This is a genomic window from Cellulomonas taurus (genome assembly GCF_012931845.1).
Taxonomy (GTDB): domain Bacteria; phylum Actinomycetota; class Actinomycetes; order Actinomycetales; family Cellulomonadaceae; genus Cellulomonas; species Cellulomonas taurus.
Genome location: NZ_CP051884.1, coordinates 1,942,108 through 1,965,772, shown reverse-complemented (window position 1 = coordinate 1,965,772; position 23,665 = coordinate 1,942,108). Strand labels below are relative to the sequence as shown.

Sequence of the window (23,665 nt, the reverse complement as noted above, 5' to 3'; positions counted from 1 at the left end):
CAGGTCAGTCGGTCGTGGTCCACGCCGCCGCCGCCCGCGCCACCGACTCCGCCCACGGCGTCCCGACCACGCCGAACACCTCGGTGGTCACCGACGCGTCCAGCACGTACGGGCGCTCGAACTGCCACAGCACCTCGCGCAGCTCCCGGATGATCGGCACCACCGGCGTCAGCATCGCCACCGCCGCACCGGGCACCCGCCGCAGCCGCGGGGTCGGTGCGTCGACCTGCTCGGCCAGGTCGGTCAGCGCCTGCCGGAGGGTTCGCGGGGCGGCCGCCGGAACGTGCCAGGCCTGCCCCCAGGCCCGTTCGTCGTCCGCGGCGATGGCGAGCATCGCGGCCACGTCCTCGGTGTCGCTGAATGTGTGCGGCTGATCCGGGTCGCCGAAGACCCACGCGGTACGGCCGTGCAGGGTCGCATCGGCGTACCGGCGCAGGATCGCGCTGGCGACGGTCACCTCGGGCCCGATGTAGTCCGAGGCGCGGATCTCGGTGGCGCGGATCCGTCCCGCGCGGTGCCGATCCAGGGCGTCCTGCCACATCCGGTTGCGCAGGCGGCCCTTGTGTCCGGTGGCGGCCAGGGGGAGATCGCGGCTGATCGGCACGTCGACCGGTCCGTAGCCGTAGAGGTTGCCCAGGGTGACCAGCGTGGCGTCGCTGCGTTCCGCCGCGGTGAGCAGGGCGGCGGCCAGCGGCGGCCATTCGGCTTCCCAGCGGGTGTAGTCGCCGGGGTTGGCGCAGTTGACGATCGTGGCCGCACCGGTGGCCAGCGCGGTGAGACGCTCCGGATCGGTGGCGTCGGCGGCGATCCGGGTGACCTGCGGCAGATCGGGGCCGCGGCCGGAGCGGGTGACGACGGTGACGGTGTCTCCGTCGGCGGCCAGGCGGCGGGTGAGGGCGCTGCCGATCGGCCCGGCGCCGACGACCAGACGGTGTGCCATGCTGACTCCTTGTGTGAACAGTGTTCGCGGATGTGAGCACTGTTCACCTTTTGCGCCGGAAGTGCAAGGCTCGGATGGCTGGGGTCGTTCATCCAGTGCTGGGAGATGAAAGGCTGGGGCCGTGGTGGAACACGAGGGCGTCCGTGCGCGGGCCAGACGGGAGTCGGTCCGCAGGATCGCCGACACCGCCCGCGCCCAGCTGGCCGAGGTCGGAGCGGCAGGGCTCTCGGTCCGGGCCGTCACCCGGGAGCTCGGCATGGCGCCGTCGGCGGTGTACCGGTACTTCCCGAGCCGGGACGCGCTGCTCACCACCCTGATCGTCGATGCCTATGCCGGACTGGCCGACGCAGTGGCCGCGGCCGAGAGTGTGGTGGACCGTGCCGACCTGATCGGGCGGTGGCGGGCGGTGTTCCGCGCCGTCCGCGAGTGGGGGCTGGCGCGGCCGCACGAGTACGCGTTGATCTACGGGTCGCCGGTGCCCGGGTATGTCGCACCGGAGGAGACGGCCGAGCCGGCATCACGGGTGCCGGTGCTGCTGGCCGGGATCGCCTGCGAGGCATGGGCCGCCGAACTCGACGGAGCCGCGTCGACGGCCGCACCGAGGACCGTGGCCAGGGTCGAACCGAGGGGCGAGGCAACGGCCGAGCCGACAGCAGGGCCGAGGACCGATGTCGAGTCACGCGCCGAACTGGCCGCCGCCTTCGCCGCCGACTCGGCGCAGCGCACCACCGGTGGATTGGTGGCGGATGCCGAGCGGCTGATCGACTTCCTGCGGGTGGCCCGCCCGGATCTGGAGCTGCCCGAGGTGCCGGCCGAACGGGCGCTCGCGGTGATCGACGGCTGGACGGAGCTGGTGGGGACGGTGACCTTCGAGCTGTTCGGGCACTACCGCCGGGTGATCGACGCCCGGGCCGAGCACCTGGACGCCGTGGCCCGTCGCACCGCCGAGCGCGCAGGGGTTAGCTGACCGCGCACCGGATCGCAGAGCGCGCTGGGGTCGGCCGATGGCGTCGCTCGGATTCAGATCGCCAGGTCGTCGATCACCTCCGCCCCGGGCAGTCGGGCCAGGAGGCTGCCCGGGAGTGCGAGCTTCGACCGGCGCAGCCCGGACCCGATGATGACCAGGTCCTCCGCCTCCGGGTTCGGCGCCACGACGCGGGAGTCGATCAGCACCCGGTACTCCTCCGGGAGTCCGATCGGGGTGATGCCGCCGTACTCCATCCCGGAGTCGGCGACCGCCCGATCCATCGGCAGGAAGGACGCCTTGCGCACGTCCAGCAGGCGCTTGACCGCGTTGTTGACATCCGCGCGGGTGGTCGCGCGCACCACGGCGGCGGCGATCCGTTCCTGCCCCTCGCGCTTCCCGGCCACCAGCACGCAGTTGCCGGAACCTGACAGCGGCAGGTCGTAGGCCTCGGTGAGCGCGGCGGTGTCGGCCAGCTCCGGGTCGATCGCGGTGACCACCAGGGCGGTCGCCACCTCCGGCTCGGCGGCGGCCCAGGCGGTGATGGCGGCGGCGGTGGGTGCGGCGAGTAGGTCGAGGTGGTCGACGGCGGGGTGCCAGGTCAGGCTTCCGAGAGACATGGCGGCAGGCTAATCCGCCCCACCGACGGTCGGCACCGATCGTCCAGGTCGGTGGGGACGACGCGCGGCCCGCCCGGCTGTGGACAGCTGAGCGGGCCGCGATCACGGGTCAGTGCGCGTAGGTCGGGGTCAGGGTCGCGCGGGCGATGGTGTGGAACAGCGCGGTGAAGGCGGCGGCGGTCGGTGTGGCGTCCGAGCCGAGGTCCAGGTGCTCCACGTCCAGGGCGTGCACCGCGAACACGTAGCGGTGCGGACGGTCACCCTTCGGCGGCGCCGCGCCCAGGTAGCCGACGCCGCCCCCGTCGTTGCGCAGCTGGATCGCGCCGGTCGGCAGCAGGCCGCTCTCGGGGTCGCCGGCACCCTGCGGCAGGGAGAGGGTGCTCGCCGGCACGTTCACCACCGTCCAGTGCCAGAACCCGGCGGGGGTCGGGGCGTCCGGGTCGAAGCAGTTCACCAGGAACGACCGGGTCTCCGGCGGGAAACCTGACCACTCCAGTGCGGGGGAGATGTCTCCGCCGTCACCGGTGAACCGGGGGTCGAGCTGCTCGCCCTCTGTGGTATCGGTGCTGGTCAGATCGAAGGTGGGCACCGTCGGAAGCAGGGTGTACGGCTCCGGTGCCTGCGGGCGGTCGAGTGAGGACGACATGGCGCTCCTGAAGGTTGTCGGACGTCTGCGTCATCATGCCGCGCACGCTCCGCGGCCTCGACCGGAAGCCGGATTGACACCTCCGGCAGTGTCGGCGTCTACTGGCAGAATCGAACACATGTTCGAACAACTGCCATCGGGAGGAGGTGCGGGATGACGACGACCACGGATCGGGAGGAGCGGATCGCCCTGGCCCGGGCCGCCCTGGCCACCGCCGAACTGCGGACCGGTGCTCGGCAGGCGGTGTCGGAGCTGCGGCCCATGGCGTCACCGAGGGTGCCACCTCGGGCGGACACTCAGATGACGTCGATCCGCGCCGTCGCCCCGCCGCCGCCGACCTCGCAGACACCGACAGTCGCGTCGGCAGCCGCATCGACCGTCGCCTCGACCGTGCACCACGGGTCGGTGCTGCTCACCGATCGGCCACCCCTGCCGGCGCCCCCGGCGCTCACGCCCCTGCTGCCCGACGGCCTGCGCCGCGGCAGCACCATCGCCGTGCTCGGATCGACCTCCCTGGTGCTGGCCATGATCGCCGCCGCCTGCACCACCCGGGAGGCATGGGCGGCCGTGGTCGGACAACCGAGCATCGGACTGCTGGCAGCGCAGGAGGCGGGTGTCGGGCTGGACCGACTCGCCCTGGTGCCACGGCCCGGCCCCGACGCACCCAGTGTGCTGGCGGCGCTGCTGGACGGCCTGGACGTGGTGCTGGTCGGCCCGGGTGCCGCCCTGCGGGACACCGATCGTCGTCGACTGATGGCGCGGGCCCGGGACCGGGGGTCGGTGCTGCTGGCCACCACGCCCTGGCCCGGTGCGAGCTGCGTGCTCACCGTCACCGGTGGCCGATGGACCGGGCCGGGGGAGGGCGACGGACGTCTGCGAGCGCGCGAACTGCACCTGACCCGGACCGGACGGGGCGCCGCCGGGGGGCGCCCGGAGGAACTGAGCCTGGTCCTGCCCTACGACGGTCACACCGACCCCTACGGGCTGCCCGCCCCGGAGCAGCCGCGCATCCGGCGCACCGACACCGGCCTGCGGTTGGTCGGATGAGCACCCGCGCCGCACACACCGGCAGCCGCACCACGGTGGTCTGGGCGCCCGACTGGCCCGTGGTCGCCGCTCTGGAGGCCAGCGGCACCCCGCTGCACCACCCGGCCGCCGTGCTGGTCGGGTCCCGGGTGCACACCGTCTCCGCCCTGGCCCGTCGGGAGGGGGTGCGCCGGGGAATGCGCCGTCGTCAGGCCCAGTCGGTGTGCCCCGAGCTGGTGGTGCTGCCCGCCGACGACGACCGGGACGCCCGACTGTTCGAACCGATCGCCGCCGCGGTCGAGACGGTGGTGCCCGGCATCGAGGTGGTGCGTCCGGGACTGCTGTTGCTGCCCGCGGGCGGGGCAGCCCGGTTCCACGGCACCGAGGACCTGCTGGCCGAGCGACTGGTCTCCGCGGTGGCCGAACGCACCGGGCACGAGTGTCAGGTCGGCACCGCCGACGGCCTGCTCGGTGCACTGGTCGCTGCCCGCGCCGAACAGCGGGTCGCCGTGGGGGAGTCGGCCGCCTTCCTCGCCCCCCGCCCGGTGGACGAGTTGGTGGCGGCGGCCGTGCAGGACCAGCGCCCGGTGGTCGCCCTGATCGACCTGTTGCGCCGACTCGGCCTGCGCACCCTCGGGGACCTGGCGGCGCTGCAGGGGGCCGAGGTGCACGCCAGGTTCGGTGACTGGGGGAGCTGGGCCTGGACCCTGGCCCGAGGCGATGACCTGCGCCCACCCGCCCGCCGCCGCCCCGAGGCCGATCTGGAGGTGGACACCGCCCTGGACCCGCCCGCCTACCGGGTGGACACCGCGACCTTCGTCGGACGTCGACTGGCCGAGGAACTGCACGCCCTGCTGACGGCGCACGCGGTGAGCTGCGGGCGGCTGCGGATCGCCGCGCGCACCGACACCGGCGACGACCTGGTCCGTACTTGGCGCACCGACACCGGTGGACTCGGTGGGCTCACCGCGGCCCGGATCACCGACCGGATCCGGTGGCAGCTCGACGGCTGGCTGACCGCCGGTGCGTTGAGCGGCCCGGTCGACGCCGACGCTGACCAGCGGGACCCGGTGGGCATCGTGAGGCTCACCGTCACGGCGGAGGACGTCGCACCGGCCGGCGCCGAACAGGGTCGACTCTGGGGTGGTTCCTCCGGCGGTGACCTGCGCGCGCATCGTGCCCTGGACCGGGTGCAGGGGCTGCTCGGCGGTGACGGGGTGCTGACCGCCGTGGTGCAGGGCGGCCGCGATGTCCGGGACCAGGTGCACCTGCGCGCGTGGGGTGCCCAGCAGGAGGTCGCACGCCCGGCTGATCGCCCCTGGCCCGGTCGGCTCCCGGCACCCGCCCCGGCCACCGTGCCGGAGGAACCGTTCCCGGTGCAGGTGATCGACGCCGACGGCACCTCGGTGGGGTTCGACTCCCGGTTGCTGATGAGTGCCCCGCCCGCCCTGATCCGCACCCGGACCGCCGATCAGCGGACCACCGATCATCGGATCGCCGGCTGGGCGGGTCCGTGGCCGCTGGCCGAGGGGTGGTGGCAGGAGTCCGGTCCGCGGGTCCGGGTGCACCTGCAGGTCACCCTGGACGACGGTCGTGCCCTGCTCCTCGCCGCCCACCCGGACGGCTGGACCTGCGAGGCGGTCTATGACTGAGACCCCGCCCGACACCACGGCGCCCCGCTACGCGGAACTGCATGCGCACTCGGCCTTCAGCTTCCTGGACGGCGCGAGCCAACCCGAGGAACTCGCCGCCGAGGCGCACCGGCTCGGGCTGACCGCCCTGGCCCTGACCGACCACGACGGGCTGTACGGCGTGGTGCGGTTCTCCGAGGCATCCCGTCGAGTGGGGATGCCGACGGTCTTCGGCGCCGAACTGCACCTGCCGGTGCCCGATCCGACCGGACCCGACGTCCTGGACCCGCCCACCGGCACCCCTGACCCGCGGGCGATCCACCTGCCGGTGCTGGCCCGCGGCGCCGACGGGTACCGGGCACTGTCCCGCACCATCGCCGAGGCACATCTGTCGGCCGGGGTGAAGGGCGCCGCGCACTACCGCTGGTCCGATCTCGCCGAGGCGGCCGCCGGGCAGTGGGTGCTGCTGACCGGGTGCCGTAAGGGGCCGGTCCGTCAGGCGCTGAACGGTGGCCCGCAACCCGGCCCGGTCACCGCCGCCGGGATCGACCGCGCCCGCACCGAGCTGCACCGGCTGATCGGTCTGTTCGGCGCGGAGAACGTCGTGGTCGAGATCACCGAGGGCGGCGGTCCCTACGACGGGGAGATCGCCGACGCCCTGGCCGCCCTGGCGGACGAGTGCGGGCTGCTGCTGGTCGCCACCGGCAACGTGCACTACGCCAGCCCCGTCGACGCCGATCTGGCGGCGGCGTTGGCGGCGGTCCGGGCCCGATCCGGGATGGAGGAGCTGGACGGCTGGCTGCCCGGCGCGCCCAGCGCACACCTGATGTCCGCCGCCGAGATGCTGCACCGGCACCGCCGCCATCCCGAGGCGGTGGGCAACGCCGCCGACCTGGCGGACGAACTCGCCTTCGACCTGCACCTGGTCGCACCGCAGCTGCCGCCGTACCCGGTCCCGGCGGGGCACACCGAGGCGAGCTGGCTGCGGGAGCTGGTCTGGCAGGGCGCCGCCGCCAGTTACGGACCGCGCGACGACGAGCGGGTCGCCGGTGCCTATGCGCAGTTGGAGCACGAGCTGCGCGTGATCGAGGACCTCGGGTTCCCGGGGTACTTCCTGGTCGTCTTCGACCTGGTCGACTTCTGTCGGCGGGAGGGCATCCTCGCGCAGGGTCGTGGGTCGGCGGCGAACTCCGCCGTCTGCTACGCCCTGCGGATCACCGCCGTCGACCCGGTCAGCCACCACCTGCTGTTCGAACGCTTCCTCGCTCCGGAACGCGACGGGCCGCCGGACATCGACGTCGACATCGAGTCCGCCCGCCGGGAGGAGGTGATCCAGTACGTCTACGCCACCCACGGGCGCACCCATGCGGCACAGGTGGCGAACGTCATCTCCTACCGGGCGCGGTCGGCGATCCGGGACGCCGCCCGCGCGTTGGGTTACGACACCGGTCAGCAGGACGCCTGGAGCAAGTCGATCGAACGCTGGGGCACGCTGCGTGGTCCGCAGCCGAAGCACCCCTGGTGGTCGGCGGCCGGTCGGAGCGAGCAGCTGAACGCCCAGCAGCAGTACGCCCGCCAGCAGCGCGACCCGGACGGGGTGGTGTGGGGCTGGAACCACGAGACCCTCGACGAACTCCGCCCCGCCGGTGCCCCCACCGCCGACGGGCACGACGTGGTGCCCGCTCATCGGCCGCCCCCGGCCAGTGACCTCGCGGAGATCCCGGCGCAGGTGATCGACCTGGCCGACCGCCTGCTCCGGCTGCCCCGTCACCTGGGCATCCACTCCGGCGGCATGGTGATGTGCGACCGGCCGGTGATCGAGGTCTGCCCGGTGGAATGGGCGCGGATGGAGGGCCGCACCGTCCTGCAGTGGGACAAGGACGACTGCGCCGACGCCGGGCTGGTGAAGTTCGACCTGCTCGGCCTCGGGATGCTGACCGCGCTGCGGCTGGCGTTCGCCGAGGTCGCCGCCCGCGGTGGTCCCCAGCTGGACCTGCACGATCTGCCGAGCGAGGACCCGCTGGTCTACGACCTGCTCTGCGCCGCCGACACGGTCGGGGTGTTCCAGGTGGAGTCCCGGGCGCAGATGGGCACCCTGCCCCGACTCCAACCGCGCAGCTTCTACGGCATCGTGGTCGAGGTCGCGCTGATCCGGCCCGGTCCGATCCAGGGTGGTTCGGTGCACCCGTACATCGAGCGGTACCAGGGCCGGGAACCGGTCACCTACCTGCACCCGAAGCTGGAGAAGTCGCTCGAACGCACCCTCGGCGTCCCGCTGTTCCAGGAACAGCTGATGCAGATGGCCATCGACGTCGCCGACTTCACCCCGGCGGAGGCCGACCAGCTGCGCCGGGCGATGGGCTCCAAGCGCAGCCTGGACAAGATGGAGGCGCTGCGGGAGCGACTGATGGCCGGGATGGCGCGCAACGGACTGGACGCCCAGGTCCGCGAGGAGGTGTTCGAGAAGCTCAAGGCCTTCGCCGACTTCGGTTTCCCCGAGTCGCACGCCTACTCCTTCGCCTTCCTGGTCTACGCCAGCGCCTGGCTCAAGGTGCACCACCCGGCGGCCTTCTACGCCGGACTGCTCGCCGCGCAGCCGATGGGCTTCTACTCCCCGCAGACCCTGGTCGCCGACGCCCGGCGGCACGGCATCACGGTGCTGCGCGCCGACGTCCAGCACTCCGTGTCGCTCGCCTCGGTGGAACGCACCGGACCGGAACCCGACGGGGGTGAACCACCCCTGACCCCGCTGCGCTCCGGGGTGGCCGGCACCGAACCGGTCGGGCCCGCGCTGCCCGTCGCCGCCCACGACGCCGACGGGCCGGTGACGGTCCGGGGCTTCGGTGCCGACCCCGACCCCACCCGAGGCTCCGGGTCGCCCCCGGGCGCCCGCCGCGGTCTGGCCGTCAGGATCGGCCTGTCGTCGGTGCGTGGTGTGGGGGAGAAGGTCGCCGAACGCCTGGTCGCCGAGCGCGAGGCCCACGGGCCGTTCGCCGATCTGCGGGACCTGGTGCGCCGGGTCGAACTGAGCACCGCCCAGTTGGAGGCCCTGGCCACCGGTGGTGCCCTGGAATCCCTCGGCGTCACCCGGCGGGAGGCGCTCTGGGCGGCCGGGGCGCTCGCCCAGGAGGGGCCGGACACCCTGCCCGGCGTCTCGGTCGGGGTCGCCGCGCCCACCCTGCCCGGGATGAGCCAGGTCGAGCTCGCCGCCGCCGACGTCTGGGCCACCGGGGTGAGCGTCGACTCCTACCCGACCGAGTTCGTCCGGGACGCCCTTGACGGTGCCGGGGTGCTGCGGGTGTCCCAGGTGTTCGAGCACGACCCCGGTCGCCGGGTGGCGGTGGCCGGGGTGGTCACCCACCGGCAACGACCCGGCACCGCCAACGGCGTCACCTTCCTGTCCCTCGAGGACGAGACCGGGCTGCTCAACATCGTGTGCAGCACCGGTCTGTGGCAACGCTTCCGGCACACCGCCCGCACCGCCCGCGCGATGGTGATCCGGGGCCGGGTGGAACGCGCCGACGGGGCGACCAACCTGATCGCCGAACACCTGGCACCGATGTCGTTGAAGGTCGCCAGCACCTCGCGGGACTTCCAGTGACGACACCCCGCAACGTGCCGCGTCCGCAACCTGCCCGCCCACCACGACGTGCCGCTCGTCCCCGACGTGCCATCGTCTCTCGACGACGTGCCCGCCCCTCGACGCGCCCGCCTCCCGGTGCGATGCTGCGAGGCATGCAGCTCGACGACATCCCGGTCCGGACCCTGCGCGGGGAGGACACCACCTTCGGCGACCTGGTCGACGGTCGCCTCGCCCTGGTGGTCAACGTGGCATCCCGGTGCGGCCTCGCCCCGCAGTACGAACAGCTGGAGGCGATGCACCGCGAGTACGGCCCGCGCGGCTTCACCGTGGTCGGGGTGCCGAGCAACCAGTTCCTGCAGGAGCTCTCCGACGGCGAGGCGATCGCCGAGTACTGCTCGACCACCTGGGGCGCCACCTTCCCGATGCTGGAGAAGACACCGGTCAACGGCCGTCGCGCCCACCCGCTGTACCAGGAGCTGACCAAGGCACCGGACGACTCCGGCAAGGCCGGGCGGATCACCTGGAACTTCGAGAAGTTCCTGGTGGCACCGGACGGTCGGGTGCGCCGGTTCCGGCCGCGGACCGTGCCGAACGCGCCCGAGGTGCTGGCGGCGGTGGAGGAGCTGTTGACCCCGGTGGCCGACTGACCTACGCACCCCCGTGGGCGGCCCTGCTCGCGGTCGACTGCGAACCGGGCTGCCGCGGCGACGGAGTGGGCACCGCAGGTCGGCGAGCAACGGGGCTCGCCGACGAGCTCGGCTCATCGCGGATGGGGGCGAGTTCGGCCAAGACGCAAACTCGATCGCCGAATCGCCCACGCCGCGCCAGTAGCCATGGCACGATCGAACGTGCTGGACCATCGCGGTGTTGCCTGGTTGAGTCAGGGGGAAAATGGACTTCTGTGTGTTCGTCGAGCCACAGCAAGGTTCCACGTACGACGAGCAGTTGAGTTTCGCGCGTGCCACCGACGAACTCGGATTCCACGGGTTCTTCCGCTCGGACCACTACCTCCCGGTTGGTGAACGGCGTGGCGCAGCCGTGCCGCCGACAGATGCGTGGATCACCTTGGCCGGGTTGGCGCGGGAAACCAGCAGAGTGCGTCTGGGCACGCTAGTGTCGCCCGCCTCACTGCGTCATCCGGCGCACCTGGCGATTGCATCCGCGCAGGTGAATGCGATGTCCGGTGGTCGAGTGACCCTGGGTATCGGCGCGGGATGGTTCGAAGAGGAACAACGCGCCTACGGGATTCCGTTCGATCGGCCACGCTTCGATCGGTTCGAGGAGCAGGTCACGATCATCCGAGGGCTGCATAGGACCGCACCCGACGCCGAGTTCTCGTTCGATGGCGAGCACTACCAGGTGCGGTCTGCACCGGGACTTCGATCTGCGGCCGGGGTTCCCCGGCTGGTGGTGGGTGGTCGCGGCGAGGTGCGTACGCCTGCTCTGGCCGGTGCCCACGCGGACGAGCTGAACGTCGGTTTCGTCCGGCCGGACATCGCGGCTGACCGGTACCAGCGGGCGCGAGCTGCCTGTGCGGCACACGGTCGGGACCCTTCGGAGCTGCTCCTGTCGGTCGCCCTGGTGGTCTGTCTCGGGACGGGCGAGGAGCTGACTCGACGTGCCGCGGCGATCGGCAGGGGCGTGGCGGAGTTGCGTGCGACCGGGCTGGCCGGTGACCCGGCGGCGATCGTCGCGAAGATCGCGTCCTACCGCGCGCACGGTGTCGGTCGAATCTATCTCCAGTTCCTGGACCTGAGCGATCTCGACCATCTTGAGCAGGTCGCATTACAGGTCATACCTGAAATCGAGTGTTCCTGACGGTTCACCGCGATCAACAATCAGTGTAGTCTCACAAGAGAAAGAAAACCGGCGCGACGCTGAGGGGGCCGAAGGTGGTCTTTAATTGGCGTGCCCAATTCTCCCACCATGAACGGATGCCGAATGTCGGAATGGAACGCACAGACGTACGGTTCTCGCTGGTCGGGCATCTACGACGGGCTGCCGTGGCCTGAGCCCAGCGAAACGGTCGACTTCCTCGCTGAATGGGTCGGATCTGGGCCTGTGCTCGAATTGGCGATCGGCACAGGGCGGGTGGCGATCCCACTTGCGCGGCGTGGTGTCGAGATCGAGGGAATCGACACCTCGGACGAGATGATCGCCGCCCTGCGCGCCAAAGAGGACCAGGAGCAGATCGTCGTCCATCAGGCCGACATCGGCTCATTCACGCTCGACCGCCAGTATTCGATGGCCTTCCTGATCCTCAACACGATCTACGCGCTCCAGTCGCAGGAGGAGCAGATCAGCTGCTTCGAGAGCGCCGCGTCGGTGATCGAACCCGGTGGGCACTTCATCGTGGAGGCGTTCATGCCGGACCCGACTCGGTTCCGGCGAAACTCGTGGACGCAGGTGCACGACATCGGCCTGGACCACGTGTTGATCGAAGCTGACAAGCACGACCCGTCCACCCAGCAGATCCTGGAGCAGCACATCCACATCCGGGACGGCAAGATCGAGCTCTACCCAGCGTTCCTGCGTTACATCTGGCCCTCCGAGATGGACCTGATGGCACGACTCGCGGGGTTCTCCCTGGTCCACCGCTACGGGAGCTGGACCAAGGATCCGTTCACCGCGCGCTCCGGGCAGCATGTCTCGGTCTATCGCCGTGACTGAACAGGTCGGCACCGGCTCCGCCGCCGATGTGAGCGCCGAGGCGCGCCGGATGATCCTGCGGTACGCGCATCAGCGGACCATCCACGTCGGCTCCTCGTTGTCGGTGGTCGACATCCTCGCGGCGGCGCTGGATCCCGCCACCGAGGGTCCGGTCGGCACTGTGATCCTGAGTAAGGGTCACGGCGTGTGGGCCTGGTACGCGGTGCTCGCAGCGCTCGGTGAGTCCCGCTATGCCGACGCCACCGAGCTGCCCGGCCACCCCCACGAGGGGTACCCGGGGATCACGGTGTCCACCGGCTCGCTGGGGCACGGTCTGGCGATCGGCTGCGGAGTCGCCGAGGGGCGCGCCCTCTCCGGGAGCGACGAGGCCGTCGTGGTCGTGATGGGTGATGGCGAACTCGACGAGGGCACCGTCTGGGAGTCCGCCGCGTATGCGTCCCGGAGGGGACTGCGGCGGCTGGTCGCCGTGGTGGACCTCAACGGCCTCCAACAAGAAGGCCCGACTCAGGACGGTCCGACCGGGCACCTCGCCGAGCGACGCTGGCAAGCGTTCGGCTGGCAGGTGTTCCGGGCCGACGGCCATGACGTGGACGCGCTGCGCCGGGTGCTGCTCGACGCCCGGAACGCGGGACCGGCCGTCGTGCTGGCGTTCACGGTGAAGGGGAAAGGCGTGAGCTTCATGGAGCACCAGCCCGCATGGCACACCGGGACACTGGACGACGCCCAGTACGCCGCCGCCCTGAACGAGATCGCTCGATGACGGACCTGGAGACGATGCCGGCACGTCCCCGGCAATCGATGCGTCCGCCGATCGCCGGGCTCCTGGCATCGATGGGCGATGCCGATCCGAATCTGGTCGTGCTCGCGGCCGACGGCCGCGCCCTGGCTCTGCCGTTCGCCGCACGGCACCCGGACCGGTTCTTCGACGTGGGCATCGCCGAGGCGACCGTGATGGGGGTCGCCGGAGGGCTGGCACGGGCTGGGCATCGTGTCGTGGTGTGCGGGATGGCCCCGTTCCTGGTGCGCCGGGCGGTGGAGCAGATCCGGCTCGACGTCTGCGGTCCCGGACTCGACGTGACGATCCTCGCCGTGGGTGGCGGTGTGGGGTACGGCGGACTCGGATCGAGTCACCACGTGCCCGAAGACCTCGGAACCATGATGGCGATGCCGCACACCCGGGTGTTCTGTCCGGCCGACATACCCGATGCGCTCTGGGCTGTCGAGCGGGCGATCACCGGATCCGGCCCTGCCTACGTGCGCCTGGCGGCTCGGGAGGTGGCAGCGGTGCACGACGAGGAGTCGCTGCCCTCTGCCCAAGGTATCCGTGGCGGTGGTGATCGACCGGAGGTCGTGGTGATCGCGACCGGCAGCACGGTGGGACCCGCCCACGAGGCGGTGCGGCGCGCACAGGCGGTCGGCATCTCCAGCGGTGTGCTCGAACTGGTGCAGGTCTGGCCCTTCCCGTACCGGGCGGTTGCGGACCAGCTCAGGTCGGCGCGCCGGATCGTGGTGGTGGAGGAGCACCTGGCGGGGTCCGGCGTCGGTGCGCGGACCGCGTTGGCGCTCTGCGGCCGGTGGCACGGCACTGCCGCGTTCCTGGCGATTCGGGAGGGACCGACCCCGCCCGGTGAGATCGAGGCTTTGGCACGGCACTACGGCATCGACGCGGACTCCGTCCTGCACGCGATGACCGATCAGGGGGATGGGGGACTGTGATGCGGATCGTGATGGGTGCTCAGAGCTGCGGTTTCGGACCGGTGTCGAAGCTGACGGCGATCTCGCGACTGCTGGACCACGCGGACCGGGTGTTCGTGGGGACCACGGTGGCTGCTGACTTCGCGGAGCAGAACGCCGACGCCTACGACCACCTGATCGACGAGGGGGCCAGTGCGGCCGAGATCGCGCGGGAGATCGAGCGCGCCGACTGGGTGGTGTCGGTGATGAACGTCGACCTGGTCTTCTCGGCGCTAGCGGCAGGTACCCCGGTGCTCCTGATCGACAGCCTGTTGGCGTTCTGGCTGGTGGAACGCGACCCGGCCGAGATCGCCGAGGTGGTCGGCAGGATCCGCGCTGCGGGATTCGACGACTGGCGCACAACCCTGTCGGTGCTCACCCCACACGAGCAGGTGTTCGCGGCCCACCTGGCCGCGACGGCCTCGATCGCACAGAACTTCCCCGGTGTGCCCGAGCGGATCGAGCAGCTGACGGCGCTCGGTGCCGCGAGACCGACGCTCTCCGGTGCGATCGTCGACGAGGTCGGCCTCGCCTTGCCCCAGCCCGAACCGGACGGTCTCGACCTGCTGGTGAACATCGGAGGGTTCAAGAACTTCTTGCTGGATTACGACACGCACAACGAATACGTGCGCCTGATCTCGCGCTGGATCCCGGAACTGGTCGCCCGGCACCCGCAGTTCCGCCGAGTCGCCGTGTGCGGTGGCGCCTACAGCGGCTCCCGTGGCTACACCGAGCTGGTCGGTGGTGGCGAGGTCACGTTCGGCTGTCTTCCCCAGCGCGAGTTCATGTCCGCGCTCGCGTCCGCGCGGGCGTATCTGGTGACGCCAGGGCTCACGGCGCTGCACGAGTCGATCGCCCTCGGCCGGTTCCCGTTGGCACTGCCCGAGGAGCACTACGGCCACATCACGAACCTGGCGGGCCTGTCAGGCACCAGATTCGGTGCGGACGGCCTCCGGTTCGACGATCTGATCGACGGCTACGCGGTCCCGGCCGACGACTTCGCCGGGACGGCCGCGATCGCCGATCACGTGGGGCGGCTGCTGGCGGACGAGGGCGCCTACCGGCGGTTCGCCGACCGGGCGACAACGGGGATTGCGCGGTATCTGGGCCTGAGCGACCAGCAGCGGCAGGACGGCGTACGCGAACTGCGCGACCGACTCCTCGGCCCTACTTTCGCGGAGGCGTTGCGCGAGGCGGCCCCCGACCTGGTCGCGGGAGCGATGAGCCGTCCGCTCGTGAGCCGTCGATGAGCGCCGTGACAGGGGAGGCGGTCGAGCGGGTCACGGCCCAGCTGATCGATCTGCTCGGTGACAGGCTCGACGGTGAGCCGCAGTTCCGTCAGTGGATTCCGCGCAGCGAACGCCGACACCGACAGCGGCTGTTCGTGGGCGTCGCTGTCGCCGGTGTCCCGCGGTTCGTCGCCAAGGTGGCGCTCGACCCCGCGGATGCGAAGGTGTCGGGCGAGTGGGCGAATCTGATGGCGCTCCGCGGCCGGATCGACGTCCCTGAGCCGATGGGTCCGATCGAACGAGGCTTCGTCATGGGTCACGTCGGCACCGGCGACCTCCCGACCGCCCTCGCCGACGCGGACGCCGAGCGGTGGCACGAGCTGCTCCAGCGATCGGTGGCGACGGCGGCCACGGTGCACGGGTCGGTCCCCGTCGCGGTCGGGGCGCCGACGGGCGGCACGCACGACCTGTCAGGACTCCCCGACGTCACCCTCTCCGCGGTGGCGCGCAGCCGACGTGGCCCGGTACACGGGGACCTGGGTCCGTGGAACGTCCAGGTGGACGAGGCAGGGGCCACCCGGCTGCTGGACTGGGAGGACTACCAGCCTGATGGCCTGGTCGGGCTCGACGTGCTGAATCTGGTGCTGACCGCCGGTCTGATCGCCTATCCCGCCTACCGTGAACGTGGATTCGCGTGGCTGTTCGACCGGATGTACGGAGACGAGGGCCCGTACCAGAGCGCCGCACGCTCGGCGTTACAGCGCTACGGCGAGCTCACCGGTGAGTCACCCGAGCACGTCCTCGCACTGACGCCGGTGTTCTGCGCCGCGATGGAACACCGGATCGCGGCGGAGGGGCGGCCCACCGAGCATCTGTTCTTCGGCCCCCTGCGTCGGCGGTTCACGGCTCGCCCGGACGAGCACCTGGCGGTGGGTCGATGAACGCCGCCCCGGTCCAGGACGCCGTGGTGATCGGTGCGGGACCCTCGGGGCTGTTCGCCGCCTGGCGACTGGCCACTGGTGGTGCCCGGGTCACGCTGCTGGAGGCGGGTGGCGGGATGCGAGCCAGCTTGTGCGCGAAGGTCGAGGCGCAACGCCAGGGCCGCACGGTCAGGGAAGCTGAGAAGTTCCGCTTGCAGTGCCACCGCTGCGATTGCCTGACCGGGGTGGGTGGTGCCGCCTTCCACTTCGACACGAACCTCGGGTACGTCGGCGGACTGTCCCGATCCAAGATTGAGGTTCAACCGGATGGGCGACGCCGGTCCTACAGCGGGCTGGAACGCGCGCTGGGGGACTTCGACCGGGCGTCCGCAGCGGTCGCCGACATCTACCGCCTGATGCGTCAGATGGGCGTGGCGGTTCCCGAGGCCGACGACACCCCCCGCCAGACCCCGACCGTGCCGCCGGAGGGGTTCGACGTCGCTGACGCCTCGACCTCGGTGGCGATCACCGTCGACGAGTCGCTGCTGCTGGTCGACGCCCTGCTGGACGCCGCGGTCGCCGCCGGTGCGGACGTGCGGCTCGCGGCCAGGGCCGAGCAGGTGGAACGTGTCGAGGACGGCACATGGATGGTGCGGGTGAACGGTGCGGAGATCCGCACCCGGTCGGTCATCGTCGGTGTCGGCAAATTGGGCGTCGGGTGGGTGACAACGCTGCTGGACGCGGTAGGGGCCGAATATCGGTCGAGCGGCCGGGTCGATGTCGGGGTGCGGGTGGAGACGCTGGCGCAGATCGCGGCCCCGCTCACCGATGGATGCCTGAACCCGAAGCTGACCTTCGTGAACCCGCGCGACGAGCCGGTGCGCACGTTCTGCGTCTGCGAGGGCGGGCGGATCATGCAGTACGCCTTCGGCGACGCGGTGGTGCTGGACGGGCAGCACTGCATCACCACGCCGACCCGGCGCACGAACTTCGGTGTCATCACCACCGCCGCCGTCCCCGACGGGACCTCCGGCACCGAGTTCGCGTTGGACTACGCGCGTCGAGTCACCCGTGCCGGGGGCGGGCTCCCGGTGGCCCAGTCGCTGGTGGAGCTGCTCGGCGGTGCGCTGGGGGGCGAGCGTCCCGGGACCAGCCTGGTGCGGGCCGCTTGGACAGACCTCGGTGCGGTGCTCGGACCCGGAATGGTGGACGACGTGCGCCGGATGAGCGAGCTGCTCGAACCGATGATGCCCGGCCTGATCGGTCCGGAGACGGTCGTGGCCGCCCCGGTGATCGAACGGGTGTTCCCCGACATCGTGCTCTCGCATGATCTGGAGAGCACTGCGCCGGGCTTGTACTTCGTCGGGGACAGCTCGTCGAAGATCATCGGAGTGACGTATGGCGCGGCGACCGGGGTCGTCGCGGCGGATGCGGTCCTCCAGCGATGAAGGGGGATGCCGTGCGACCTGTGCAGCAGGCGAGTGACGACAGGTGGCCGGTTCCGGCCTGGCAGGACGTGCTGCGCGCTCACCCGGGCAGCTCACCGGCAACGCTGCTCCTGGCAGCGCTCAGCGTGCTGCTCGACCGGCACGGTCGTCGCGACCCGGTAGGTCTGGGCGCGGATACCGGGCCCGGCACCGCGGCGCTGGCCTATCTCCAGTCGCAGGGGGCGGAGGCGACCTGGAGCGGGCTGTTGGCTGCTGTCGAGTCAGCGGCTGCCGACACCGGGCGGGTGCGGCCTCGGGTCGTGGTGGACGACGGCAGCGATGTGGCCGACGCCGAAGTCCGGTTGCAGCCGGGGGTGGCGGAGGTCGACGTCTGGGTCGACGCCCCGATCGATGACTGTGTGCCGGAGCTGCTCGGCGAGCAGCTCGCCCAGCTGGTTGCGCACTGGTCGACCGACACGGTGCCGCCGTTGGGCCGACTGGACGTCCTGACCCCCGCCGAACGGGTCGCCAACGGCGGAACACCGGCGCGCCTGCCGGACTATCCGGCCCTCACCCTGCACCAGTTGGTCAGGCTGCAGGCGTGGCGTACCCCGGACGCTCCCGCCCTGCTCGACGAGCACACATCGATCAGCTACCGGGAGCTCGACCACGCGTCGTCGGTTCTGGCTGGTCGGCTGGTCGCCGCGGGCGTCGAGGTCGGTGCCGCTGTCGGCGTGTGCGCCGAGCGGTCGTTCGAGTTGTGCGTGGCGATCGTCGCCACACTCAAGGCCGGTGCCGCGTTCGTCTTCCTCGACCCGGAACTGCCACCGCAACGGCTGCACCAGCTTGTCGGGGTGTGCGGGGCGACGCACCTGATCATCGGCGGCGGTGCCCCCGAGTCCGTGCCGACGGACGCTGTCGTGGTCGAGATGCCGGCGATGGCGGAGCTGCTCGCCGCGCCGAGCCAGGACGACCCGGCGGTGGCGGTCACGTCGCGCGACCCGGCCTACGTGCTGTTCACCTCCGGATCGACCGGTGTCCCCAAAGCGGTGCGGCGATCCCACCACCTGCACACCAGTCGGATCTTTCTGGAACAAGGCAGGTACCCCCAGGGCCCGGGTGATCGGCACCTGTTCAAGCTGCCGTTGAGCGCCCGCGAATTCTTCTGGCCGCTGGCCACCGGGGGCGCTTGTGTGGTGGTCCCCCCAGGGGACGACCGCGACGATCAGCGCCTGCTCCGGATCATGGAGCGGTGCGAGGTGTCGGTGCTGAGCATCGTGCCGTCGATGCTGCGGGTGCTCGTCGCCGATGCCGGCTTCGCGGCACTGCGTTCGCTCCGGCACGTCTTCGTCGGCGGGGAGGCGCTGCACAGCGATCTGGAGTCCCGGGTGCGGGAGCTGGGACCCCAGGTGCACACCACTTACACCTTGACCGAGGCGGATTACGTCAGCCATCGAGGCGGTCCGGCGGTCCAGACCGACAGCAGCGTGGTGAACATCGGACGGCCCCTCGACATGCGGGTGTATGTCTGCGACCCGGTGGGTCGTCGGGTGCCAGTGGGCGCTGTGGGGGAGATCTGGGCCGGCGGCCCCGGGCTCGCTGACGGCTACCTCGGTGACCCCGACCGGACGGCTGAGCGGTTCATCGCGAATCCGTTCGACGATCCGCAGGTGCGCACGGTGTTCAAGACCGGTGACCTGGCCACCGTGCTGGCGGACGGCACCCTGATGTTCGGCGGGCGGGCCGACCACCAGGTCAAGATCCGGGGTCAGCGGGTCGAACCCAGCGAGGTGGAACACTGGATCAGGCAGCATCCGGCGACGGCCGACGCCGCGGTGCTCGGCTACCCGGATCCCGATCAGGGTGCCGTGCTGGTGGCCTTCGTCGCCGCCCCGGGTGGCGATGTCGATGACAGGGAACTGCGTGCCTTCCTGGCCGAACGGGTGCCCACCGCGATGGTCCCGCGGCATCTGGTCGTGGTCGCGTCGCTGCCCACGCTGCCCAGCGGGAAGATCGATCGTCGTGCGCTCCGCCTGCCCGAGCGGCGCCGGCCGGCCACGCTCCCACGTCCGACCCCGGGCACTGGCCCGGAGGCTGCGCGGCTGATCGCCCTGTGGCGGCGGGTCCTCCAAACGGACGACGTCGGGATGGACGACGACTTCGTCGCGTTGGGTGGCGACTCGTTGCGTGTCCTCCTGCTCCGCGCCGCGGTGCAGGACGAATTCGATCTCCCGGTGGACGTCGCAGCGCTGATGGCAGCGACCACCGTCAGGTCCCAGCTGCCGTTGCTGGTGCCCGGTGGCCGCGGGCTGCCGACTGGTGAACGAGTCGGTGTCGGACGGGCCGGGGTGGGTCGGCTCGCCGACGAGCGGGCACGCCGAGCAGCGCTGCGTCGCGATGGGGAGGCGCGGTCGTGAACGACGGGATCGCGGTGCTCGGCATGTCGGCACGGTTGCCGGGTGCCGATGACGTCGCCAGCTACTGGGCTCAGCTGCTGGCGGGACGCGACTGTCTGACCCGGCGAACGGTGCAGGAACTGCGGGGTTCGGTCCCGGATGACCTGTTGGACGACGCGCGCTGGATCGGCGCCTCCGGCCGGATCGCGGGTGCGTTCGACTTCGACGCCGCTCGGTTCGGGATGTCACCACGGGCCGCGACCCTCACCGATCCGCAGCACCGCCTGCTGCTCACCCTGGTCGCCGAGGCGCTCGAGGACGCCGCGCTGGTGCTGGCTCCTGGTGCCCGGGTCGGGGTCTACGCGGGGGTCGGACGGAACCGTCATCAGGATCTGGTGCGCGCGGTGCTGGCCGGCACCGGAGAGCCGGCGGACGAACTCGCCCTGGAGATCGGCAACGAGAAGGACCACGCGACGACCAAAGTGGCGTTTCGCTTCGACCTGACGGGTCCGGCTGTCACCGTGCAGAGCGCCTGTTCCACCGGGCTGGTCGCCCTCCATCAGGCATGTCAGGCGCTCGCTGCCTACGAGTGTGACGTCGCGGTGGTCGCTGCCGCTGCGGTGCGGGTGCCGGACGTACACGGGTACCTCCACTACGCCGGAAGCATCGGGTCGGCCGACGGGGTGTGCCGGCCGTTCTCCGCTCGCGCCACCGGGGCCGTTGCTGGTGACGGGGCAGTGGCGCTGGTGCTCAAGCGCGGCGACGAAGCGGTGGCCGACGACGACCCGATCCACGCGATCGTGCGCGGGTCGGCTGTCAACAACGATGGGGCCAAGAGCGGGTACGGCTCGGTGAGCGCTGACGCGCAACGCGCGGTGATCCGCGACGCGCTGCTGTTCGCCGAGGTCGAGGCCGACTCGGTGGGCAGCATCGAGGCGCACGGATCCGGGACCGCACTGGGCGATGCGACCGAATGGGCGGCTCTGGCATCCGTCTACGGCCGCGCGGAGACCACTCTGGTCGGCTCGGTGAAGTCGAACCTGGGGCACCTGCGTGAGGCGTCGGGACTTGCTGGTCTGGTGCGGGGGATCCTCAGCGTGCGGGAGGGACGTGTCCCCCCGGTCATCAACGTGGGTGTCGCCGCCGACTTCACCCGGACCGACACCCACCTCCAGCTGGCCAGGGTTGCGCAGAGCTGGCCGTTGTCCGGGACGCGCCGCGCCGGGATCAGCGCCTTCGGACTGGGCGGGACGAACGCGCACGTGCTGGTCGACCAGCCGCCGGAACGCGCCGTCGCGGATCCGGATCGCCGGACGACCCTCGTGCTGGTGTCGGGTGGTTCCCAGCAGGCGACGTCGCACACTGCCGGACGATGGGCCGAGGCGCTGCGCGCGGGCGCGTCCCCGCAGGATGCCGCGGCCGTGTCGCAGCGGGGCCGTCGCCACCGGGCTGTCCGGCGGTTCGCCGTCGGGGCGGATGCGGAGACGCTGGCTCAGGGGCTGCTGGAGGAATCGACGCCGCCGGCCGGCAATCCCGAAGGCCGGGGAGTGAGCCTGGTGTTCCCCGGGGTGGGCGACCACTACGCCGGGATGACCGCCGGTCTACGAACGTGGCTTCCCGACTACGAGCGCGAGCTCACCCGACTGCTGGCCGCTTGCTCGGACCGCGCCGGCCGGGAACTGACGATCCCGCCGCCGGAGCCGAAGGCACCGGCGGGAGCACGCGCACCCGGGCTGCGTCGGCTGGTGGCCGAGCGGGACGTCACCTCCCTCGCTGACATCGACACGGTGAGGGTGCACGCCTCGCTGTTCTGCGTCGAGGTCGCGCTCGCTCGGCAGCTGGAGGCATGGGGTCTGTCGATCAGCTCGGTGGTGGGCCATAGCCTGGGCGAACTCGCCGCGGCGACCTTCACCGGGGTGTTCGAGGAGAGCGACGCGATCGAGCTGGTGATCCGGCGTGCAGAACTGTTGTCCGAGCTGACCGACGGGGCGATGCTGGCGGTCGGCATCTCCGAGCAGGCGGCCGTCGAACTGCTGGGCGACCGGGTGTGGTTGTCAGCCGTCAACTCGCCACGCAGTTGTGTGCTCGGTGGTGAACGTCGCGCGGTGGTCGCCCTCGCGGACCAGCTGGCCGAGCGCGGAGCACCGGCACGGCTGCTGTCGTCCGCCCAGGCGTTGCACACCCCGTTGATGCGACCGGTCGCCGACGCGTTGCGCCCCCTGGTGGCGCGGATGACTCGGTCGCAGGCCCGGGTGCGCACAGCGGCGAACGTGACCGGCAGCTGGGCGGACCAGGCGTACACCGACCCCGAGTACTGGCATCGGCACCTGACCTCCACGGTGCATTTCGGTGCGGCGCTGCGGACGGTGGCGGCCGGGTCGTCGGCGTTGGTCGAGGTGGGGCCGGGGCCGTTGCGGACCCTCGCCGCGCAGGCTCAGCGAGACCTGGCGGGCGCGGTCGTCGTGGGGACGGTGCGGCGCGACTACCAGGACGAGCCGGACCGGGACGTGCTACTGCGCGCGCTGGGAACGCTGTGGCGACACGGTGAGGAGCCCCGGTGGTCGGCGCTGCCTGCCACGGGCGGACGCCGGGTGTCGATGCCCACGACCGCTCCGGACCAGCGGCTGCTCCGGATCGACGCAGACCAGCAGGTGGTCTTGGACGGGGCACCGACCGGCGCACGCGGCACGGCGGGGCCGAGCGAGCACCGGGAGTCGGAAGCACCCGCAGCGCCGACATCCGCTGCGAGTGAGCCGGACCCGGCGGATCGGACGCATGCGCTGAGCGTGTCGCTCGATCTGTCGTGGCAGGAGGTCCTCGGCACGAGCCCGACCGCGCGGGACGACTTCTTCGATCTGGGCGGTGACTCGCTGATGAGCGTGCAACTCATCCGAGCGGTCGAACGCCGCACCGGCGTGCATGTCCCGGCGGTGGTCATGTTCGAGGAATCGCGATTCGACCGGATGGCTGCGCGGATCACCCGATGGGTGGAACACGAACGAGGGGACGGCGGACACGATGGATGACAGCTGGTCGACCGAGGTCGGCATCGTCGGTGCCGGCGTGATGGGACTGAGTCTGGCCCATGCGATCACGGCCGTGGGCATCCCGGCGGTGGTGGTGGACACCGACGATGCGGCGCGCGCGTCGGCGGAGGTCGAGATCGGTCGACACCGTCGGATCGCGCGGTTGGCATCCGGCCGGGACCAGACAGGAGCCGCAGGCGCGCTGCGGACTGCCGGTGAGCTCGACGCGGTGGGCGGCTGTCGACTCGTGATCGAGAACGTGACCGAGGACCCGGAGATCAAGGCTGTCGTCCACCGCGAGCTGGACCGGGTGCTGTCGGCCGAGGCGGTGGTCGCGGTGAACACCTCGGCGGTGCCGATCACCTCGATTGCGCTGGGGTACTCCAACCCGAGCCGAGTGGTCGGTGCCCACTTCATGAACCCTGTGGCGACATCGTCGATGGTCGAGGTGATCCGTGCCGCGACGACCGGCGAGCATGCGCTCGCCACCCTCGGTGCGCTGCTCCGGGCACTGGACAAGTCGGCTGTCGTGGTCGAGGACGCCGCCGGTTTCGTCATCAACCGCTGTCTGATGATGTTCATCAACGAGGCGGCCGACCTGGTTGATCAATCGGTGGCGACGGTGCCCCAGGTCGACACGCTGTTCCGCGGATGTCTCGGTCACCGCACCGGGCCGCTCCGTACAGCCGACCTGATCGGGATCGACACCATCGTCGACACGCTGCACGTGTTGGCCGACCACTACGGGCCCGAACGGTTCACCCCTTCCGCGGCCCTGCTGGAGATGCTGCGCACGGGAAAGCTCGGCCGGAAAACCGGGGCGGGCTTCTACGACTACGAGGAGAGCTGATCT

Annotated in this window: 18 protein-coding genes; 15 read left to right on the top strand and 3 right to left on the bottom strand. The window is 71.4% G+C overall.

Features of this window, described 5'->3' with window-relative positions; translation table 11 throughout:
- Nucleotides 1-4: 4 nt before the first annotated feature.
- Nucleotides 5-940 carry an NAD-dependent epimerase/dehydratase family protein gene (locus HGK68_RS09170; RefSeq protein WP_169165690.1) on the bottom strand — a complete coding sequence of 312 codons (936 nt, stop codon included), beginning with the start codon at nucleotides 938-940 and terminating at the stop codon, nucleotides 5-7.
- Between the two features lie 121 nt (nucleotides 941-1,061).
- Between HGK68_RS09170 and HGK68_RS09165 the strand changes: the two genes are divergently transcribed.
- Nucleotides 1,062-1,907, top strand: a complete 846-nt coding sequence (locus tag HGK68_RS09165; protein WP_169165689.1) for a TetR/AcrR family transcriptional regulator — start codon at nucleotides 1,062-1,064, stop codon at nucleotides 1,905-1,907.
- A 53-nt stretch (nucleotides 1,908-1,960) separates the two neighbouring features.
- Here the strand turns inward: HGK68_RS09165 and HGK68_RS09160 are convergent, their stop codons facing one another.
- Nucleotides 1,961-2,524 (bottom strand): YbaK/EbsC family protein, encoded by a 564-nt coding sequence (locus HGK68_RS09160; RefSeq protein WP_169165688.1) that lies wholly within the window; start codon nucleotides 2,522-2,524, stop codon nucleotides 1,961-1,963.
- Between the two features lie 109 nt (nucleotides 2,525-2,633).
- Complete coding sequence (locus HGK68_RS09155) at nucleotides 2,634-3,170, bottom strand: YbhB/YbcL family Raf kinase inhibitor-like protein (protein ID WP_169165687.1); 537 nt, start codon at nucleotides 3,168-3,170, stop codon at nucleotides 2,634-2,636.
- Between the two features lie 153 nt (nucleotides 3,171-3,323).
- On the opposite strand from HGK68_RS09155, the gene HGK68_RS15950 reads away from it, so the two are divergent.
- The 14 genes from HGK68_RS15950 to HGK68_RS09085 all read left to right on the top strand — a co-directional run bounded on the left by HGK68_RS15950 (nucleotide 3,324) and on the right by HGK68_RS09085 (nucleotide 23,662).
- Nucleotides 3,324-4,217, top strand: a complete 894-nt coding sequence (locus HGK68_RS15950; protein WP_206155730.1) for a hypothetical protein — start codon at nucleotides 3,324-3,326, stop codon at nucleotides 4,215-4,217.
- Nucleotides 4,214-5,848: a DNA polymerase Y family protein gene (locus tag HGK68_RS09145; protein ID WP_169165686.1), complete on the top strand. Its 1,635-nt coding sequence runs from the start codon at nucleotides 4,214-4,216 to the stop codon at nucleotides 5,846-5,848. The genes HGK68_RS15950 and HGK68_RS09145 overlap by 4 nt, the downstream gene beginning before the upstream one ends.
- On the top strand, nucleotides 5,841-9,428 hold the full coding sequence (locus HGK68_RS09140; protein ID WP_169165685.1) for an error-prone DNA polymerase: 3,588 nt from the start codon (nucleotides 5,841-5,843) through the stop codon (nucleotides 9,426-9,428). The genes HGK68_RS09145 and HGK68_RS09140 overlap by 8 nt, the downstream gene beginning before the upstream one ends.
- A 134-nt stretch (nucleotides 9,429-9,562) precedes the next feature.
- Nucleotides 9,563-10,057 carry a glutathione peroxidase gene (locus tag HGK68_RS09135; protein ID WP_169165684.1) on the top strand — a complete coding sequence of 165 codons (495 nt, stop codon included), beginning with the start codon at nucleotides 9,563-9,565 and terminating at the stop codon, nucleotides 10,055-10,057.
- A 244-nt stretch (nucleotides 10,058-10,301) separates the two neighbouring features.
- A complete protein-coding gene (locus HGK68_RS09130; protein WP_169165683.1) occupies nucleotides 10,302-11,228 on the top strand; it encodes an LLM class flavin-dependent oxidoreductase in 927 nt (308 codons plus the stop codon).
- A gap of 123 nt (nucleotides 11,229-11,351) precedes the next feature.
- A complete protein-coding gene (locus HGK68_RS09125) occupies nucleotides 11,352-12,080 on the top strand; it encodes a class I SAM-dependent methyltransferase (RefSeq protein WP_169165682.1) in 729 nt (242 codons plus the stop codon).
- Nucleotides 12,073-12,840 (top strand): 1-deoxy-D-xylulose-5-phosphate synthase N-terminal domain-containing protein, encoded by a 768-nt coding sequence (locus HGK68_RS09120; protein WP_169165681.1) that lies wholly within the window; start codon nucleotides 12,073-12,075, stop codon nucleotides 12,838-12,840. The genes HGK68_RS09125 and HGK68_RS09120 overlap by 8 nt, the downstream gene beginning before the upstream one ends.
- Entirely contained in the window at nucleotides 12,837-13,796 is a 960-nt protein-coding gene (locus tag HGK68_RS09115; protein WP_169165680.1) for a transketolase family protein, read from the top strand. Before HGK68_RS09120 ends, HGK68_RS09115 begins: the two co-directional genes overlap by 4 nt.
- A 41-nt stretch (nucleotides 13,797-13,837) precedes the next feature.
- Complete coding sequence (locus tag HGK68_RS09110) at nucleotides 13,838-15,064, top strand: hypothetical protein (protein WP_169165679.1); 1,227 nt, start codon at nucleotides 13,838-13,840, stop codon at nucleotides 15,062-15,064.
- The gene (locus tag HGK68_RS09105; RefSeq protein ID WP_169165678.1) at nucleotides 15,061-15,984 is read left to right on the top strand and encodes a phosphotransferase family protein; all 924 of its coding nucleotides are present in this window, start codon (nucleotides 15,061-15,063) and stop codon (nucleotides 15,982-15,984) included. Before HGK68_RS09110 ends, HGK68_RS09105 begins: the two co-directional genes overlap by 4 nt.
- Complete coding sequence (locus HGK68_RS09100) at nucleotides 15,981-17,411, top strand: NAD(P)-binding protein (protein WP_169165677.1); 1,431 nt, start codon at nucleotides 15,981-15,983, stop codon at nucleotides 17,409-17,411. Before HGK68_RS09105 ends, HGK68_RS09100 begins: the two co-directional genes overlap by 4 nt.
- A 20-nt stretch (nucleotides 17,412-17,431) precedes the next feature.
- Complete coding sequence (locus tag HGK68_RS09095) at nucleotides 17,432-19,807, top strand: non-ribosomal peptide synthetase (protein WP_206155729.1); 2,376 nt, start codon at nucleotides 17,432-17,434, stop codon at nucleotides 19,805-19,807.
- Nucleotides 19,804-22,812, top strand: coding sequence for a type I polyketide synthase (locus tag HGK68_RS09090; RefSeq protein WP_169165675.1), 3,009 nt, complete (start codon nucleotides 19,804-19,806; stop codon nucleotides 22,810-22,812). The genes HGK68_RS09095 and HGK68_RS09090 overlap by 4 nt, the downstream gene beginning before the upstream one ends.
- A complete protein-coding gene (locus HGK68_RS09085) occupies nucleotides 22,805-23,662 on the top strand; it encodes a 3-hydroxyacyl-CoA dehydrogenase family protein (protein ID WP_169165674.1) in 858 nt (285 codons plus the stop codon). Before HGK68_RS09090 ends, HGK68_RS09085 begins: the two co-directional genes overlap by 8 nt.
- Nucleotides 23,663-23,665 lie beyond the last annotated feature (3 nt).

What these genes read in the sequence shown, in the direction of transcription:
- HGK68_RS09170 (WP_169165690.1), bottom strand. Translation starts at nt 940, where the DNA reads ATGGCACACCGTCTGGTCGTCGGCGCCGGGCCGATCGGCAGCGCCCTC.
- HGK68_RS09160 (WP_169165688.1), bottom strand. Translation starts at nt 2,524, where the DNA reads ATGTCTCTCGGAAGCCTGACCTGGCACCCCGCCGTCGACCACCTCGAC.
- HGK68_RS09155 (WP_169165687.1), bottom strand. Translation starts at nt 3,170, where the DNA reads ATGTCGTCCTCACTCGACCGCCCGCAGGCACCGGAGCCGTACACCCTG.
- HGK68_RS15950 (WP_206155730.1), top strand. Translation starts at nt 3,324, where the DNA reads ATGACGACGACCACGGATCGGGAGGAGCGGATCGCCCTGGCCCGGGCC.
- HGK68_RS09145 (WP_169165686.1), top strand. Translation starts at nt 4,214, where the DNA reads ATGAGCACCCGCGCCGCACACACCGGCAGCCGCACCACGGTGGTCTGG.
- HGK68_RS09140 (WP_169165685.1), top strand. Translation starts at nt 5,841, where the DNA reads ATGACTGAGACCCCGCCCGACACCACGGCGCCCCGCTACGCGGAACTG.
- HGK68_RS09135 (WP_169165684.1), top strand. Translation starts at nt 9,563, where the DNA reads ATGCAGCTCGACGACATCCCGGTCCGGACCCTGCGCGGGGAGGACACC.
- HGK68_RS09130 (WP_169165683.1), top strand. Translation starts at nt 10,302, where the DNA reads ATGGACTTCTGTGTGTTCGTCGAGCCACAGCAAGGTTCCACGTACGAC.
- HGK68_RS09125 (WP_169165682.1), top strand. Translation starts at nt 11,352, where the DNA reads ATGTCGGAATGGAACGCACAGACGTACGGTTCTCGCTGGTCGGGCATC.
- HGK68_RS09115 (WP_169165680.1), top strand. Translation starts at nt 12,837, where the DNA reads ATGACGGACCTGGAGACGATGCCGGCACGTCCCCGGCAATCGATGCGT.
- HGK68_RS09105 (WP_169165678.1), top strand. Translation starts at nt 15,061, where the DNA reads ATGAGCGCCGTGACAGGGGAGGCGGTCGAGCGGGTCACGGCCCAGCTG.
- HGK68_RS09100 (WP_169165677.1), top strand. Translation starts at nt 15,981, where the DNA reads ATGAACGCCGCCCCGGTCCAGGACGCCGTGGTGATCGGTGCGGGACCC.
- HGK68_RS09085 (WP_169165674.1), top strand. Translation starts at nt 22,805, where the DNA reads ATGGATGACAGCTGGTCGACCGAGGTCGGCATCGTCGGTGCCGGCGTG.